Below are 16,360 nucleotides of genomic sequence, written 5' to 3' on the forward strand. Positions count from 1 at the left end.
GCCACGACCTCCGCACCCTGCTCGACCGGGTCGACCCGCCCGGAGCACGCCACACGCTCACTCCCGCGGCGTGACCCCCGACGAACTAACGACCTCAACCACTAGCCCGCCGGGTGGATCTCCACCTCGGTCGCCTTGACCGTGAACCACAGCGGGCAGCCCGGCTCGACGGCCAGGTCGGCGACCGCGGCCGGCGTGACGTCCGCGGCGAGGCCGTCGAGCCACTCCGGCCCGCCGTCGCGCGGCGCCGCGCGCAGCCGGACGATGTCGCCGCGCGGCTCGATCGAGGCCAGCCGGACCGGCAGCACGTTGCGGGGGCTGCCGTGCGGCTCGTCGGCGTACACCGCCACCGCCGAGGGCGGGAACACCGCGACCGCCGGGTCCCCGGTGCCGATCGGCTCGCCGGCCTCGCCGTCCCGCCCCGCGATCACCGTGCCGTCGCTCGCGCGCAGCGCCCCCGCCTCGTGCACCCCGGGGATCAGGTCCAGGCCCGCGATCCGGGCGGTGAAGGCGCTACGGGGCCGTCCGAGCACGTCGCGCGTGGGCCCCTGCTCCACGACCCGCCCCCGGCCGAGCACGACGACCCGGTCGGCGAGCACCAGCGCGTCGAGCGCGGAGTGCGTGACCAGCACCGCGGTCTGCTTGCCGTCCCGGATCACCCGGCGCAGCAGCGAACGCATGGCGGGCGCGGCGTCGACGTCGAGGGCGGCGAGCGGCTCGTCGAGCAGCAGCAGGTCCGGCTCCGGCGCGATCGCCCTGGCCAACGCGACCCGCTGCTGCTGACCGCCCGACAGCTGGGCGGGCTTGCGGCCGGGCAGCCCGGGGACGTCGGGCAGCACGTCGGCGAGCAGGGCGCGCGCCCGTGCCTCGGCCTCGCGCTTCGGCACGCCCCGGGCCCGCGGCCCGAAGGCGACGTTCGCCTCGGCCGTCATGTGCGGGAAGAGCAGCGCCTGCTGGGCGAGGAGCCCGACGCCGCGGCGGTGCGCCGGCACGAACACGCCGCCCTCGACGTCCGTCACGGTGTGGTCGCTCACCCGCACGTGGCCGGCGTCGGGCCGCAGCAGCCCGGACAGGATCCCCAGCAGCGTCGACTTGCCCGCACCGTTGGGGCCGAGGACGGCGAGGACCTCGCCGGGCGCGGCCGCCATCGCGACGTGCAGCGAGAAGGACTCCCGGTCGAGCCGGACGTCGACGTCGAGGCTCACGCCGCCACCCTCATGTCAGCCCCTCCGTCCCGCGCGGCCGCCCCACGACGATCACGATGATCGCCACGACGACCAGCAGCAGCGACAGCGCGACGGCCCCCGAGGCGTCCGTCTCCCGCTCCAGGTAGACGAGCAGCGGCAGGGTCCGGGTGGTGCCCTGCAGGCTGCCGGCGAAGGCGATGGTGGCGCCGAACTCGCCCATGCACCGGGCGAAGGCCAGCACCGCACCCGACGCGAGACCGGGCAGGACCAGCGGGATCGTGACCCGCCGGAAGGCCAGCGCGGGCGAGGCGCCAAGCGTGGCCGCGACGGCCTCGTAGCGCCGGCCCGCGGTGCGCAGGGCGCCCTCCAGCGAGACGACGAGGAAGGGCAACGCCACGAAGGTCTGCGCCAGTACGACCGCCGCGGTGGTGAAGGGGACGGTGATCCCGAAGGCCAGGTCCAGCCCCCGGCCGACCAGTCCGGTGCGGCCGAGCAGGAAGAGCAGGGCCAGCCCGCCGACGACCGGGGGCAGCACCAGCGGGAGCAGCACGACCGAGCGCAGCGTGCGCAGCCCCGGCAGCCGCCCGCGGGCGAGCACCACCGCGAGGGGGCCGCCCAGCAGGATGCAGAGCAGCGTCGAGACCGCGGCCGTCTCCAGGGAGAGGCGGAGAGCGTCGAGCGCGGCGTCGCTGAGCAGCAGCTCCGGCATCCGCGACCAGTCGGCCTTCCACAGCAGGCCCACGACCGGCAGCGCGATCAGCAGGAAGGCCAGGCCGGCGGGGATCCAGACGAACCACGGGAGCCCGACCGACTGTTCGTGCCGGTCGGGCTTCCGTGGGACCCGTGCCCGTGTGGCGGGGGGAGCCGTCATGCGGTGCTCACGACGGGACTCACGCCGCCCCGAAGCCCTGGGCCTCGAGCGTCTTCTGGCCGGTCTCGCCGGTCACCAGCTCGACCCACTTCTGCGCGAGGTCGGCCTGCGGGGCGTTCTTCACGACGGCGATCGGGTAGTTGGTCTTCGCGGCGGAGGACTCCGGGAAGCTCACGCCCTGGACCTGGCCCTTGGCGGCGTTGACGTCGGTGACGTAGACGAGGCCGGCGTCGGCGTTGCCGGTGGAGACCTTGCTCAGCACGGACTTGACGTCGTTCTCCTCGCTGACCGGCTTCAGCGCGACGCCGGTGCTCTGCTCCACCTTGGTGGTGGCCGCCCCGCACGGTACCTGCGGTGCGCAGACGACGGTCGTGACGTCCGGCTTCGCGAGGTCGCCGAAGGCGGCGATGCCCTTCGGGTTGCCCGGCGCGGTCGCGATCTGCAGGACGTTGGTGGCGAAGGTCGTCGGCGCCGCGGCCGTGAGGTTCGCGTCGGTGACCGTCTTCATGGTGGAGTCGCTGGCCGCGGCGAAGACGTCGGCCGGCGCCCCGTTGACGATCTGCTGGGCCAGGTCGGACGAGCCGCCGTAGCTCAGCTTGACGTCGACACCCGGGTTGTCGGTCTCGAACTGCTTCTCGAGCGCGGTGAACGACTCGGTCAGCGACGCCGCCGCGAACACCGTCAGCGTGCGTGCCTCGGGCGCCGCGGACGACCCGCCGGTGCTCGGGGCCTGCGACGGCGAGCTGCACGCCGCGGCGAGCACGACGGCCAGGCCGGCGACGCCGGCGGCCACGAGACGCTTCATGAACTTCCTCCGGGGATCTCCACCACGACGTTCGTGGACTTGACGACGGCCACCGCCGGCGACCCGGGCTCCAGGCCGAGGTCGCGCACCGCCTCGCTGCTCATGAGCGAGACGACCCGGTGCGGCCCGCACTGCATCTCGACCTGCGCCATCACGTGGTCCATCAGGACCCCGGTGACCAGTCCGACCATGCGGTTGCGGGCCGAACGCCGGGCGCCCGACGGGTCGGGCGGCGCGCTGGCCTGGTCGCGCGCGAACTCCGCGAGCACGGCGCCCTCGATGACCTTGCGGTTCGACGCGTCCGGGTGCGCCGGCAACGTGCCCGCGTCGACCCAGCGACGAACGGTGTCGTCGCTGACCCCGAGCAGGCGCGCAGCCTCGGCGATCCGGAATTGCGGCACGACGCGGATCCTATGTCCGCGTCTGCGCGGGTCGCCACCAGGTCAGGGACGCAGGTCACGTCGGCCACGTTGTTTAATGCAGCTGCATTGTGGTGTCATGCCCGCGTGGACTTCGAACCCAGCGCCGCCGCTGCCGACTACACCAAGCGCATGCGCGCGTTCCTCGACGAGGAGGTCCTCCCCGCCGAGGCCGCGTACGACGCCTTCCGCGCCGAACGCCGCGGGACCCCGCAGGAGTGGGACCTGCCCCCGGTGGTCGAGGAGCTGAAGGCCAAGGCCCGCGAGCGCGGGCTGTGGAACCTGTTCCTGCCGGCGATCTCCGGATTGTCGAACCTGGAGTACGCCGCCGTGGCCGAGGTGTCCGGCTGGTCGCCGGTGATCGCCCCGGAGGTGATCAACTGCCAGGCCCCCGACACCGGGAACATGGAGACGCTGCACCTGTTCGGCACGCCCGAGCAGAAGGAGCTCTGGCTGAACCCGCTGCTGGAGGGCGAGATCCGCTCGGCCTTCGCGATGACCGAGCCGCAGGTCGCCTCGTCCGACGCCACGAACGTCGAGACCCGGATCGAGCGCCAGGGTGACGAGTACGTCATCAACGGCCGCAAGTGGTGGATCTCCGGCGCGGCCGACGAGCGCTGCCGGATCTTCATCGTCATGGGCAAGACCGACCCCGAGGCGGCCAAGCACCGCCAGCAGTCGATGGTCCTGGTTCCCCGCGACACCCCGGGCCTGGAGATCACCCGGCACCTGCCGACCTTCGGCTACCAGGACCAGCACGGGCACTCCGAGCTCAGGCTCACCGACGTGCGGGTGCCGGTGTCGAACCTGCTCGGCGAGGAGGGCGGCGGGTTCGCGATCTCCCAGGCCCGCCTCGGCCCGGGCCGCATCCACCACTGCATGCGGCTGATCGGCATGGCCGAGCGCTCGGTCGACCTCATGGTCCGCCGGGCCAAGGACCGTGTCGCGTTCGGCCGGCCGCTGGCCGACCAGGGCGTGGTGCGCGAGCAGATCGCCCTGTCCCGGATGGAGATCGAGCAGGCCCGGCTGCTCGTGCTCAAGACCGCCTGGCTGATCGACAAGTTCGGCGCCAAGGGCGCGGCCAGCGAGATCGCCGCGATCAAGGTCGTGGTGCCGCGGATGGCGTGCACCGTGATCGACCGGGCCATGCAGGTCCACGGCGGCGGCGCGATGAGCGACGACTTCCCGCTCGCCTACTTCTACACCTGGGCCCGCGCGCTGCGCTTCGCCGACGGCCCCGACGAGGTGCACATCCGCTCCGTCGCCCGCCAGGAGCTCGCGCAGCACTGATCCGCCGGGCCCTCGGGATCCGGGTCCGGCGCGCAGTGTCCGGAGGGCGGGGTGATCCTCGCCTTCCGGACAGGCCGGCGGCGTCGTCGCGCCCCGCTCCTGCGGTCCGCGGCGGCGTCCGGGTCCGCATCTGCGGAGCCCTCTGACCTGGCGTTTTGCGCCCTGGTTGAAGATCGCACCCGACGGCTACCCTCGTGTTCGTGACGGCAACCGAACTGGGTCTCCCCGCCCTGCGGGGAACCGCGAAGCGGGACCCGGGCCGCCCCGACGACAGCCGCCTGATCGACGGGTTCGGCCGGGTCGCCACCGATCTGCGCATCTCGCTGACGGACCGGTGCAACCTCCGCTGCACCTACTGCATGCCCGCCGAGGGCCTCGACTGGATGCCGCGCGAGGAACAGCTGACGGACGACGAGCTGGTCCGGCTGGTCACCATCGCCGTCCGCGACCTCGGCATCCACGAGCTCCGCTTCACCGGCGGCGAGCCGCTGCTGCGCAAGGGCCTCGAGGAGGTCATCGCCGCCTCGGCCGCCCTCGAGCCGCGGCCCGACATCTCGCTGACCACCAACGGCATCGGGCTGGCCCGCCGGGCGGAGGCACTGGCCGCTGCCGGCGTCAACCGGCTCAACGTCTCGATGGACACGCTGCGCCCCGAGCGCTTCGCCACCATCACCCGTCGCGACCGCCTGTCCGACGTCCTCGCCGGGCTCGCCGCAGCCCGCGCGGCCGGCCTGGAGCCCGTCAAGATCAACAGCGTGCTGCTGCGCGGCGTGAACGACGACGAGGCCACGGACCTGCTGGCCTTCGCCGTCGAGAACGGCTACGAGCTGCGCTTCATCGAGCAGATGCCGCTCGACGCGCAGCACGGCTGGCAGCGCGCGGAGATGATCACCGCGGGCGAGATCATGGAGAAGCTGTCCACGCGCTTCGTCCTCACGCCCGACGGCGAGGAGCGCGGCGGCGCCCCCGCCGAGCGCTACCTGGTCGACGGCGGCCCGGCCCGGGTCGGCGTGATCGCGTCGGTGACCCGGCCCTTCTGCGGCGCCTGCGACCGCACCCGGCTGACCGCCGACGGCCAGGTCCGCTCCTGCCTGTTCGCCCGCACCGAGACCGACCTCCGTGCCCTGGTGCGGGGCGGCGCGAGCGACACGGAGATCGCCGACACCTGGCGCTACGCGATGTGGGGCAAGCTCGCCGGGCACGGCATCGACGATCCCGGGTTCCTGCAGCCCGACCGCCCGATGAGCGCCATCGGCGGGTGAGGAGAATGAGTCCGGTGACCACCACCACCGCCCTGCGGACCGTGACCGTTCGGTACTTCGCGGCCGCGAAGTCGGCCGCCGGCCTGGACGCCGAGGCCGTCGAGGTGCCGGCCGGGGCGACCGTCGCGGCGCTCGCCGAGGACCTGGCCGAGCGGCACGGGGCCGAGTTCGCGCGGGTGCTCGCGCGCTGCTCCTACCTCGTCGACGAGGTCGCCGTCCGCGACCCGCAGCGGGTGCTGCCCGACGCCGCCGTCGTCGACGTGCTGCCGCCCTTCGCCGGCGGCTGAGGGCCGTACGCCGCGCGGCTGGCCCACTCCGCCGACGCCGGACCCGCGCTCACCGCGCCGACGCCGGACCCGCGCTCACCGCGACGACGCCTGGCCCGCGCTCACCGCGACGAACCGCGGGGGACCTCCGCGGCCCCTGCCCGGCTCGTCGGCCGGTGGCGCGCCGGCTCCGGCAGGCGCAAAGGTGCGCGCCGGGCGGACGGCTCGGTCGGGACGGCCTCGGCCGTCTCGCCCGTCGGGGCCGTCCCGTCCGGGATCTGCACGTCGCGGACGGAGGCGCGGTCGCGCAGCCGCACCCACTCGGCCACGGGGACCGCGTCCGCCACCAACGGGGTGCAGATGAGCAGGTGCATGCCGGGTCCCGCGGCCTGCAGCCGGTAGCTGCCGTCCGGGGCGGTCCGCGTGCGGTCCTGCTGCGCGCCCCGGACGTCGGCCAGTGTGAGTACCGCCTGCACCGGCTCCGTGTCGGCGCCGCGGACCCGGCCGTACAGCGCCGGCACGGGGCCGCCGGAGGTGCGCCGGGCGGGTGCCGCGGCGTCGCCGAGCGAGACCAGCGCGTCGTGCAGGTGCCCCAGCTCGTGCACCACGCCCCGCACCCCGGGGTCGGACACGTCGACGGCGGAGAGCAGCTCGGTGGTGGCCGCGGAGCGGTCCGGGTCGATCTCCGGCCCGTCGGCCCGGAGCGCGTCGACCAGGTCCACGGTCCGCTCGACGACATGGGTCAGCACCGGACGGACCTCCGCGTCGAGCCGGGCCCCGCCCTCCCCTGCCAGGCGCACCAGGCGCCGCGCGTGGTGTGCGAGCGAGGTGTAGAGCATGAGGCGCCGGCCGCGCTCGCCGTTGCGCAGGAAGGGCGCCGGCCGCAGCAGCGTGGCGTTGAGGAGCAGGAGCTGGTGCAGCCGGGCGTCGAGGGCACGGGAGGCCCCGGCCAGATCGTCGCCGGCCGTGCCGGCCGCGGCGGGATCGCGCAGGATACGCACGAGGTCCTCGAGCAGGGTGCGGAGCTGGCCGAGCAACGCCCGCCGGGCCGCCGTCGCGACCACCGCCGTGCGCAGCGGCAGCACGAACGCGGCCACCGCCACGCCGATCGCACCCCCGACCGCGGTCTCGGCCAGCCGGAGCAGCATCAGCTCCGGGGTGAACGTGCCGATCATGGCGTAGAGCTCGCCGAGCAGCAGCGTGATGAAGAAGGTCATCAGCGCGTAGGAGACCCGCATCAGGTAGAACGCGGCGAAGATCGACACCAGGACGATCGGCAGCGCCACCGCCGGGCTGTGTCCGGTCACGGCGACCAGCGGGATCGCGCCGAGCAGGCCGAGCATCGTGCCGAGCACGCGGTTGACGGCCTTGAAGATCGTCTGCCCGGCCGTCGCCGTCCCCGTGAACGCGATGAACGCGGCGAGGACCGCCCAGTAGTAGCGCTGACCGGAGATCGCGTCCCCGGCCGCGATCGCCAGCCCGGTCGCGACGGCGACCTGCACGGCCTGCCGGGTGGTCAGGGAGAGCCGGGTCCACCAGGCACCCGTGCGCTCCTCGAGCATCTCCGCGATCGTGCCGGCCGACCCGGGCATGTTCCCCGCGAAGAGCTGCACGGCCGGCACGAACCCGGACTCCGAGTAGTCCTGCTCGCGGGCCGGGTGCGCGGTGTGCCGGTGCCGGTGTCCCTCGACCAACCCCTGGGCCGCGGCGGCGAACCGGCGGACGACCTGGGCGGCCGTGGGCGGCGCGTGCTCGTCGGACCCCGAGGGACGGGGCACGGCGACCGGCAGCGGACGGTCCGCGCCGGCGGCCACGGCGTCGAGCGCGCGGGCCCGGCCCTCCACCTCGGCCCACGACCCGGTGCGCAGCCCGTCGAGCACCGCGACGACGCCGGTGCGCACGTCGGACGGCAGCCACGCCGCGCAGGCCGCGAGCAGCCGGACGGAGTCGGCGAGGGCACGGGCCGCGAGCTCGTCGTCGATCAGGGCGTGCCGGACTGCCCGCGCGGTCGCGTCGTCGACGACCGCACCCGGCGTGCCGAGCTGCCCGTCGATGATCAGCGCCGACTCGTTGACCTGCACCAGCTTGCTCTCCAGCCGTGCGACCAGGTCGCCGGAGCGGTCGCCGTCGGGATCGGCGAGCAGCGCCGCCGCGGCGTCGGCCACCCCCCGCACCCGCCCGTCGAACCCGCGGACCATGCGGGCCAGCACCACGCCGTTGCGCACCGGCCACACGACCAGCGACAGCAGCAGCGACCAGGCGGTGGCGACCGCGACGGCCAGCACGATCACCGGGAGCTGCTGGGGCTTCAGCATCAGGAAGAGGGCGAAGAAGTAGCCCATGAAGGCGACCATGCCGCCGTTGAACCACCGCGGCCCGAACCGGCGGACCGCCACGGCCGCGAACATGACCAGGACGAACACGACCAGTGACAGCACTCGCCAGTGGTCCACGGCGAGCGCGACCCCCATCCCCGCGAAGAGGAACAGGGGCAGGCAGAGCAGGGTGACCGCGCGGCCGCCGCGCGTGGGGTCGGCGACGCCGAACGACGCCATCATCGTGAGGACGGCCCCGATCATCATCGGGACCATGGCGGGGATGCCGAGGGCCGAGGCGACCAGGTACTCGATGCCGAGCGCCGCCCCGACGCCGAAGGCCGCGCGGGCCGCGGAGGTGAGCCGGTTCAGTCCGGGGTCGGAGGCCGCCAGCCGGTCCCACCGGTCCGCGCGCCGCCCGCCTCGCGCCACCACTCGCGCTCCTTCCCGCCCGCGGGCACACGTCCGCCCCCGGAGCCGATTGGTTGTTATTGCTAATCGTAACCGCTCGGCGGGGTTCCCTCCCCGTTCTCGGCCGTGATGTTTTCCTCCGGCCCGGCGCGCCGGCCCCGGAACCGCTGGTCAGCGCCCGCTGACCCCCGGGTCACGGCCCGCTCGTCGGTGATCTATGCCGTGGGCTCCCCGGCCCCGGTGACGCTGCGGTAGGAGGGCCACGAGCCGCCCTTCGTGGTCACCGGGGTGGCGGCCAGCACCGCGTGCACCACGGCACGGGTGACGACGTCGGCCGCCGCCGCGTGCAGCGCGAACAGGCCCTCCGGCCCCGGCGCCGGGCGGTCCCCCGTGGCCAGGGCGAAGATCGCGTCGCCGTCCATCGCGGTGTGCACGGGGTCGAGGGAGCGGGCGTAGCCGTCGTGTGCGACCGTCGCGAGGCGCCCGCACCCCGCCTTGTCCAGCGTCGCGTCGGTGGCGACCACCGCGAGCGAGGTCGCCGTGCCCGCGCTGAGGGTGCGCCGCCCGCGAAACACCGCCGCCAGCTCCTCGGCGACCTCCGGCGCGACGTCGGCCTCGGGGAACTCGCCGGGCAGTCCGTGCCGCGCCCCCAGCAGGGTGCCGGTGGGGCCGTGCACGGCCGAGCCCGCCGCGTTGACCGCGACGAGCGCGGCGACGGTGGTGCCGTCGGCGAGGACCGCGCTGGCGGTGCCGATCCCGCCCTTCAGGCCCCCGGCCGTCGCGCCGGTGCCCGCGCCGACCACCCCCTGCAGGACGGGGCCCGAGGTGGCCGCGTCGTAGGCGGCCGCCCCGGTCTCCGCGGTCGGGCGCGCGGTGAACCGGCCGCCGCGCCCGAGGTCGAACAGCACCGCGGCCGGCACGATCGGGACGACGCCGCCGGGCACGGGGAAGCCCTCCCCCGCCGCCTCGAGCCGGTCCATCACCCCCTGGGCGGCGGCCAGCCCGTACGCACTGCCGCCCGACAGCACGACCGCGTGCACCCGCTGCACGGAGTTGCCGGGGGCGAGCAGGTCCGTCTCCCGCGTGCCGGGCGCCGCGCCGCGGACGTCCGCCCCGGCCGTCGCGCCCCCGGGCGGGCAGAGCACCACGGTGGTGCCGCTCAGCGCGTCCTTCCCGGTCAGCGCCGCATGTCCCACCCGGAGCCCGGGGATGTCGATGATCGCGTTGTGCGGACCGGCGTGCATGCCCCGATCCTCGCACTCAGCCGTCGCGCTCCACACGGACGTCGCCGAGCGGGTGGTCGCCCTCGCAGCGCAGGGTCACCTTGACCTCGTCACCGGCGACGACCGCGACACCGTGCACTGATCACCGCCGGCCGATCGCCGTTCCGGTGCACTGGCGGTCGGCCGCGTCGCCACCAGCGCACGAAGACAACGATCACCCGGGCGCCTGACGCTGCCGCTTCCCCGTGATCGCCGGTTCGGTGCACCCACGGTCGACACCACCGCCGTGAGCGCACGGAGACGGCGATCCCGGCACGGCGGGCCGCGCGAGGATCGCCTCGCCGTCGAGGTCCGCCGACGGTCGAGCCACCGAGAACGCCCCGCCGAGAACGCCGAGGGCCAGCAACCCTCGTCGGGTCGCCGGCCCTCGGGTTGGGTCATCCCGCGACGAACTCCACGATCCGCTTGTTGACGTCGGCGGGCCGCTGGACGTGCATGAAGTGCCCGACGCCCGGGATCAGCTCCGAGCGGGACCCCGGGCCGCAGTGCGACGGCACCCGGTCGACCTGCTCCTGGGTCATGCCGTGGCAGCCGTCGTCCGTGCCGTGCAGGTAGAGGGTCGGCTGCGGGATGTCCGCGCCCCAGGCGTCCGCCTGCTCGGCAGCCCACTCCGGCGTCCCGAAACGCTTCGGGTCGAACTGCCCCCAGTAGTACGCGAGGGCCGCGCGGAAATGCTCCGGATCGCGGATGCAGTCCTTCATGAGCGGCAGGTCCTCGGAGGCGTCGTAGCCCGGCGACCAGTCGGCCCAGATGTGGTCGATGAACGCGAAGTCGTCGGCGGCCACGATCTGCTCGACCACGTTCGTCATCTGGAAGTACCAGAAGTAGAAGGACTTCTTGATCTGGTCGTAGGTCACGATGTTCTCGGCGAAGATCGCGAAGGGCGGGATGTTGACGATCGCGCAGCGCGACCAGCGCTCCGGCTCCTTGGCGGCGGCGCCCCAGGTCCCGAGGGCGGCCCAGTCGTGGGAGAGCACGACCGCGCGCTCGTCACCGCCCAGCGCCTCGTGGAGCGCGATCTGGTCGGCCACCATCGTCGAGCTGTGGACGTGGTGACGATCGATCGGCAGCTCGGTCGGTGCGTAGCCCCGGTTGAACGGGGCCACGGCCCGGAAGCCGGCGTCGGCCAGGGCGGGGAGGAGATAGCGGTACGTGTACGGCGAGTCCGGGAATCCGTGCATGCACAGGGCGAGCGGCCCGTCCCCGGCGGTGAGGTACTCGAAGGTCAGGTTGTTGGCGCGAACGGTGCCCCGCCGGAACTCCTGCATGGCGCTCCCTCCCGAGGGGTCCGGCTCCGGGTGAGCCGGACGGGACGCCACGCCGACCCCACGACCGCCTCGGCGCGGCGGTCGCGACCGTAGGCGCGCCCGCGCGGGACGGCGACGGGCAGAAGACCGGAGACGCCGAGGGCCGGCGACCCTGGTCGGTCGCCGGCCCTCGGGTTCGGGTCGAGGTCAGCTCTTCCGCAGGGCGCGGATGATCAGGAAGATCGCGAGCAGCACACCGAGCCCACCGGCGACCGGGACGAGCCGCTTGACGATCGGGGCGCCGGCGGTGTCGAGCAGGTCGATGGCGTCGACGCTGCTCTTCATCGGGGCGGGCGTGCTGGCCGGCTTGGCGGCCTCGGCCGGGACGCCACTGGCGGTGGGCGTGGTCGGGGCGGCCGTGGTCGCGGGGGTGACCGGCTGGGCCTGGGCCTCCTCCTGCTTGTCGGCGAGCTTGTCGGCGAGGCAGGACGAGAACTGGCCGATGATCTTGTCGGCGACGTCCGAGATCACGCCGCGGCCGAACTGCGCCGGCCGGCCGGTGATGGTCATGTCGGTGACCATCGTGACCTCGGTCTTGTCCGGGCCCGCGGCCTTCATGGTCCCGGTGACCTTGGCGGCGGCGGTGCCGTTGCCGCGCGAGTCGCGCCCGGTGGCGTCGATGACGACCTTGTGGTTCGCGTCGTCCCGCTCGATGTAGGTGCCCTTGCCCTTGTACGTCAGCGAGATCGGCCCCAGCTTCACCTTGACCGTGCCGGTGAAGGAGTCGCCCGTGTACTCCGTCAGCGTGGCGCCGGGGAAGCAGGGGGCGACGGTCTCCGGGTTGTTCAGGGCCGCCCAGGCGTCCGCGATGGGCGCCGCGATCGTGAACTTGTTCTCCAGCTGCATGACTTCCAGTCTCCTCGTCGGCGAGCCGTGCCCGGCGGGTGCGGGCGGGGGCTCCTGGTAGGAGAAACGGCGGGACGCCTGCCCGGGCACCCGGGCAGGCGTCCAGCCGTCTCGCTCGTGCCCACGGAGACGTTGCTCGCTCCGCGGACCGTGCTCAGCCGGCGGCGGCCAGCACCGCTCGGCCCGTGAGCACCTTGGCCAGGTGCTCACGGTAGTCGGCCGCGGCATCGGCGTCACTCGGAGCGGCAGTGCCCTCCGTCGCGTGCTCGGCCGCGGCACGCACCGAGTCCGCGGTCGCGGGCTGGCCCACCAGCGCCTGCTCGACGCCGGTGGCCCGGATCGGCGTGGTGCCCATGTTCGTCAGCCCGATGCGGGCCTCGGCGATCGAGCCGCCCTCCACCCGCAGTGCGGCGGCGACGGCCACCATCGACCAGGCCTGCGCGGTCCGGTTGAACTTCTCGTAGTGCGTGCTCCAGCCGGTGTACTTCGGGAACCGCACCTGGGTGAGGATCTCGCCCTCGCCGATCGCGGTGGTGAAGTAGTCGACGAAGAACTCGGCCGCCGGGACCGTGCGGGTCCCGGAGGACCCGGCGATCACGAACTCGGCCTCGAGCGCCAGGGCGACGGCGCCCAGGTCACCGGCCGGGTCGGCGTGCGCCAGCGCGCCGCCGAGGGTGCCGCGGTGGCGGACCTGCGGGTCCGCCACGGTCGCGGTGGCCTGCGACAGCAGCGTGACGTGCTCCTTGACCAGGTCGTCGCGCATCACGTCGTGGTGCGGGGCCATGGCGCCGATGGCGATCCGGTCCCCGTCCTCGGCGATCCGCCGCAGCTCCGGGATGCCGCCCAGGTCGATGACGACCGAGGGCGCCGCGAGCCGCAGCCGCAGCACCGGCAGCAGGCTCTGCCCGCCCGCGATGATCTTGGCGTCGTCCCCGCCCTGCTGCAGCGCGCTGACGGCCTCCTCGACCGTCGACGGCCGGACGTAGTCGAACTTGGCGGGGATCACTGGACCTCTCCCTGCGGGTTGTTGGGGTCGATGGAGCCGAGGCCGGCACCCGGCGAGTGGGTGTCGACGGGCGTCTCCTGGGTGGAGCGGCCCTTCGCCTCCTGGATCGCGCGCCACACGCGCTGCGACGTCGTCGGCATCTGGATGTCCGCGACGCCGAGGTGGCGGACCGCGTCGAGCACGCCGTTGACGATCGCCGGGGTGGAGGCGATGGTGCCCGCCTCGCCCACGCCCTTCACGCCGAGCGGGTTCGACGTGGCCGGCGTGCTGACGATCTCCGTGGTGAAGCTCGGCAGGTCGGCCGCCGACGGCAGCGTGTAGTCGACGAACGTGCCGCTGACCAGGGTGCCCTGGTCGTCGTAGTTGGCCTCCTCGAACAGCGCCTGCGCGATGCCCTGGGCGAGGCCGCCGTGGACCTGACCCTCGGCGATCAGCGGGTTGACGACGTTGCCGATGTCGTCGACACAGACGTAGTGGCGCAGGTTCACCCGGCCCGTCTCGGTGTCGACCTCCATGGCCGCGAGGTGGGTGCCGTGCGGGAAGGAGAAGTTCTCCGGGTCGTAGACGGCGTCGGAGTCGAGCGACGGCTCCATGCCCTCCGGGTAGTCGTGCGCCATGAACGCGGCGAACGCGATCTCCTGGATCGCCTTGCCCTTGTCCGTGCCGCGGACGCTGAACTGTCCGGCGCTGAACTCGATGTCGGCCTCGTCGGCCTCGAGCAGGTGCGCGGCGATCTTCTTGGCCTTCTCGATGACCTTGTCCGCGGCCATCGTGATGGCGATGCCGCCCACGACCAGCGAGCGCGAGCCGTAGGTGTCGAGGCCCTTGGGCGACGACGCGGTGTCGCCGTGCAGGATCTCGACGTCCTCGAACGGCACGCCCAGCTTGTCCGCGACGATCTGGCTGAAGGCGGTCTCGTGGCCCTGGCCGTGCGCGGAGGCGCCGGTGATGACCTCGACCTTGCCGGTGGCCAGCATCCGGATGCTCGCGGCCTCCCAGCCGCCGGCGCCGTAGGCCAGCGAGCCCAGCACGCGCGACGGGGCGAGGCCGCACATCTCGGTGAAGGTCGAGATGCCGATGCCCAGCTGGACCTGGTCGCCGCGCTCGCGGCGCTCGGCCTGCTCGCGGCGCAGGGCGTCGTAGTCGAAGAGCTCCTTGGCCCGGGCGGTGGCCTGCTCGTAGTTGCCCGAGTCGTAGGTCAGCCCGCACACCGTGGTGAACGGGAACTCCTCGTGCTTGATCCAGTTCTGCTCGCGCAGCTCCAGCGGCTCCCGGCCGAGCTCGACCGCGAGCTCGTCGATGATCCGCTCGATGCCGAACGTGGCCTCCGGGCGGCCGGCGCCGCGGTAGGCGTCGGTCAGGGTCTTCGTGGTGAAGACGTTGGTGGTCTGGAAGCGGTAGGCCGGGACCTTGTAGATCGCGTTGAACATGAACGCACCGAGCACCGGCACACCCGGACCGACCAGGCCCAGGTAGGCGCCCATGTCGGCGAGCAGCCGGACGTCCAGGCCGGTGATCGTGCCGTCCTTCTTGGCGGTGATCGTGAGGTCCTGGATCTGGTCCCGCCCGTGGTGGGCGGTGAGCATGGACTCCGAGCGGGTCTCGGTCCACTTGACCGGCCGGCCCAGCTTCTGGGCCAGCAGGACGGTCATCATCTCCTCGGGCAGCACGCCGATCTTGCCGCCGAAGCCGCCGCCCACGTCGGGGGCGATGACCCGCAGCTTCGACTCGGGGATGCCGAGCGTCACCGTGGTCATGGTGCGGAGGATGTGCGGGACCTGGGTCGCCGAGTAGATGACCATCTGCTCGCCGGTCGGGTCGACCACGCAGGAGCGCGGCTCCATGAAGGCCGGGACCAGGCGCTGCTGGCGGAACCGGCGCCGGACGACGACCTGGTCCGGGTCGGCCTCGGCGGCGGCGATCGCGTCGGCGACGCTGCCGCCGGTGCCGGCCTCGCCGGAGTCGAAGACCCAGGTGGCGGACTCGTTGGTGCCCAGGTCCGGGTGCACCAGGGTGGCGCCCTCGCCGAGCGCGGCCTCCATGTCGAGGACCGGGTCGAGCGGGTCGTAGTCGACCTCGACGAGCTCGGCGGCGTCCTTGGCCTCGGCGGCGCTGCGCGCGACGACGACCGCCACGCCCTCACCGGCGAAGTGGACGGTGTCCTTGGCGAGGACGGGGCGCTGCGGCGCCTTCTGGTCCGGGGTGATCGGCCAGGCGCACGGCATGCCGACCTCGTCGGCGCCCAGGTCCGAGACGGTGTAGACGCCGTGCACGCCCGGGGCGCGCTTGGCCTCGGTGGTGTCGATGCTCGTGATCCGCGCGTGCGCCAGCGGGGAGCGGACGACGGCGACGTGCAGGGTCCCGGGCGGGGTGATCGCGTCGGTGTAGCGGCTCCGGCCGGTGATCAGGCGGGCGTCCTCCTTGCGGACGCGGGCCTTGCCGAACTCGAGCGCGGTGGTGTCGGCGGTCGCGGTCATCTCTCAGTCTCCTGCGACGGGTGCGGGCGTCTCGGTCGGGGCGGACGCGCCGGGCTTCATCATCTGGGCCGCGCGCTGCACGGACCGCACGATGTTCTGGTAACCGGTGCAGCGGCAGAGGTTGCCCTCGATGCCCTCGCGCACCTCGCCCTCGTCGGGGTCGGGGTTGTCCCCGAGCAGGTCGACGGCGGCCATGATCATGCCCGGGGTGCAGTAGCCGCACTGCAGGCCGTGGCACTCGTTGAAGGCCTTCTGCACCGGGTGCAGCTCGCCGTCGCGGGCCAGGCCCTCGATGGTGAGCACCTCGCCGCCGTCCGCCTGGACGGCCAGCACCGAACAGCTCTTCACGCTCTGCCCGTTCAGATGGACGGTGCAGGCCCCGCAGTTGCTCGTGTCACAGCCGATCAGCGTGCCCGTCTTCCCGAGCCGTTCCCTGAGGTACTGGACCAGCAACATGCGGGGCTCCACCTCGTCGGCGTAGTTCACGCCGTCGACGGTGACCCGGACCTCTGCCATGAGTCTCTCTCCCAACCGCGGTGGTGGTCGCGTCCTCCGGGAGAGCCACCGGTGGCCGGTGCGCTCTCGGGCCGCACATACGTCTGTGGCGGCGAGCAC

14 protein-coding genes and 1 pseudogene are annotated in these 16,360 nt (G+C 73.6%); 3 read left to right on the forward strand and 12 right to left on the reverse strand.

The genetic code is table 11. From position 1 onward, the window contains the following. Positions 1-101: 101 nt before the first annotated feature. From LWC33_RS36700 to LWC33_RS03510, 5 genes and pseudogenes are all read right to left on the reverse strand, one after another. Positions 102-680: a TOBE domain-containing protein gene (locus tag LWC33_RS36700; RefSeq protein WP_443719657.1), complete on the reverse strand. Its 579-nt coding sequence runs from the start codon at positions 678-680 to the stop codon at positions 102-104. A gap of 39 nt (positions 681-719) precedes the next feature. Further along, positions 720-1,205: pseudogene (locus LWC33_RS36705) on the reverse strand (ATP-binding cassette domain-containing protein); the annotation flags it as partial. A 10-nt stretch (positions 1,206-1,215) separates the two neighbouring features. Then, on the reverse strand, positions 1,216-2,058 hold the full coding sequence (locus LWC33_RS03500) for an ABC transporter permease (protein WP_233302737.1): 843 nt from the start codon (positions 2,056-2,058) through the stop codon (positions 1,216-1,218). Between the two features lie 19 nt (positions 2,059-2,077). Then, on the reverse strand, positions 2,078-2,863 hold the full coding sequence (gene modA / locus LWC33_RS03505) for a molybdate ABC transporter substrate-binding protein (protein WP_233302738.1): 786 nt from the start codon (positions 2,861-2,863) through the stop codon (positions 2,078-2,080). After that, positions 2,860-3,264: a TOBE domain-containing protein gene (locus LWC33_RS03510; protein WP_233302739.1), complete on the reverse strand. Its 405-nt coding sequence runs from the start codon at positions 3,262-3,264 to the stop codon at positions 2,860-2,862. Before LWC33_RS03510 ends, modA begins: the two co-directional genes overlap by 4 nt. A 105-nt stretch (positions 3,265-3,369) precedes the next feature. Here LWC33_RS03510 and LWC33_RS03515 point away from each other — a divergent pair, with 105 nt between their 5' ends. The 3 genes from LWC33_RS03515 (at position 3,370) to LWC33_RS03525 (ending at position 6,121) form a co-directional block, all read left to right on the forward strand. Continuing rightward, on the forward strand, positions 3,370-4,572 hold the full coding sequence (locus LWC33_RS03515) for an acyl-CoA dehydrogenase family protein (protein ID WP_233302740.1): 1,203 nt from the start codon (positions 3,370-3,372) through the stop codon (positions 4,570-4,572). Between the two features lie 200 nt (positions 4,573-4,772). After that, the gene (gene moaA, locus LWC33_RS03520; protein WP_372476543.1) at positions 4,773-5,834 is read left to right on the forward strand and encodes a GTP 3',8-cyclase MoaA; all 1,062 of its coding nucleotides are present in this window, start codon (positions 4,773-4,775) and stop codon (positions 5,832-5,834) included. A gap of 5 nt (positions 5,835-5,839) precedes the next feature. Beyond that, positions 5,840-6,121 (forward strand): MoaD/ThiS family protein, encoded by a 282-nt coding sequence (locus LWC33_RS03525; RefSeq protein WP_233302741.1) that lies wholly within the window; start codon positions 5,840-5,842, stop codon positions 6,119-6,121. Positions 6,122-6,222: 101 nt separating this feature from the next. On the opposite strand, the gene LWC33_RS35765 is transcribed toward LWC33_RS03525, so the two are convergent. The 7 genes from LWC33_RS35765 to LWC33_RS03560 all read right to left on the reverse strand — a co-directional run bounded on the left by LWC33_RS35765 (position 6,223) and on the right by LWC33_RS03560 (position 16,261). Next, positions 6,223-8,850, reverse strand: a complete 2,628-nt coding sequence (locus tag LWC33_RS35765; protein WP_233302742.1) for an FUSC family protein — start codon at positions 8,848-8,850, stop codon at positions 6,223-6,225. A 191-nt stretch (positions 8,851-9,041) separates the two neighbouring features. After that, positions 9,042-10,070, reverse strand: coding sequence for a P1 family peptidase (locus LWC33_RS03535; protein WP_233302743.1), 1,029 nt, complete (start codon positions 10,068-10,070; stop codon positions 9,042-9,044). 416 nt (positions 10,071-10,486) lie between these two features. Further along, a complete protein-coding gene (locus tag LWC33_RS03540; protein ID WP_233302744.1) occupies positions 10,487-11,377 on the reverse strand; it encodes an alpha/beta fold hydrolase in 891 nt (296 codons plus the stop codon). 186 nt (positions 11,378-11,563) lie between these two features. Further along, the gene (locus tag LWC33_RS03545; RefSeq protein WP_233302745.1) at positions 11,564-12,262 is read right to left on the reverse strand and encodes an SRPBCC family protein; all 699 of its coding nucleotides are present in this window, start codon (positions 12,260-12,262) and stop codon (positions 11,564-11,566) included. A gap of 154 nt (positions 12,263-12,416) precedes the next feature. After that, entirely contained in the window at positions 12,417-13,268 is an 852-nt protein-coding gene (locus tag LWC33_RS03550; protein ID WP_233302746.1) for an FAD binding domain-containing protein, read from the reverse strand. Then, positions 13,265-15,745 carry a xanthine dehydrogenase family protein molybdopterin-binding subunit gene (locus LWC33_RS03555; protein WP_233302747.1) on the reverse strand — a complete coding sequence of 827 codons (2,481 nt, stop codon included), beginning with the start codon at positions 15,743-15,745 and terminating at the stop codon, positions 13,265-13,267. Before LWC33_RS03555 ends, LWC33_RS03550 begins: the two co-directional genes overlap by 4 nt. Positions 15,746-15,748: 3 nt before the next feature. Further along, the gene (locus LWC33_RS03560) at positions 15,749-16,261 is read right to left on the reverse strand and encodes a (2Fe-2S)-binding protein (RefSeq protein WP_233302748.1); all 513 of its coding nucleotides are present in this window, start codon (positions 16,259-16,261) and stop codon (positions 15,749-15,751) included. Positions 16,262-16,360: the final 99 nt, after the last annotated feature.

It is taken from the genome of Pseudonocardia terrae (assembly GCF_021343995.1).
Classification (GTDB): Bacteria; Actinomycetota; Actinomycetes; order Mycobacteriales; family Pseudonocardiaceae; genus Pseudonocardia; species Pseudonocardia terrae.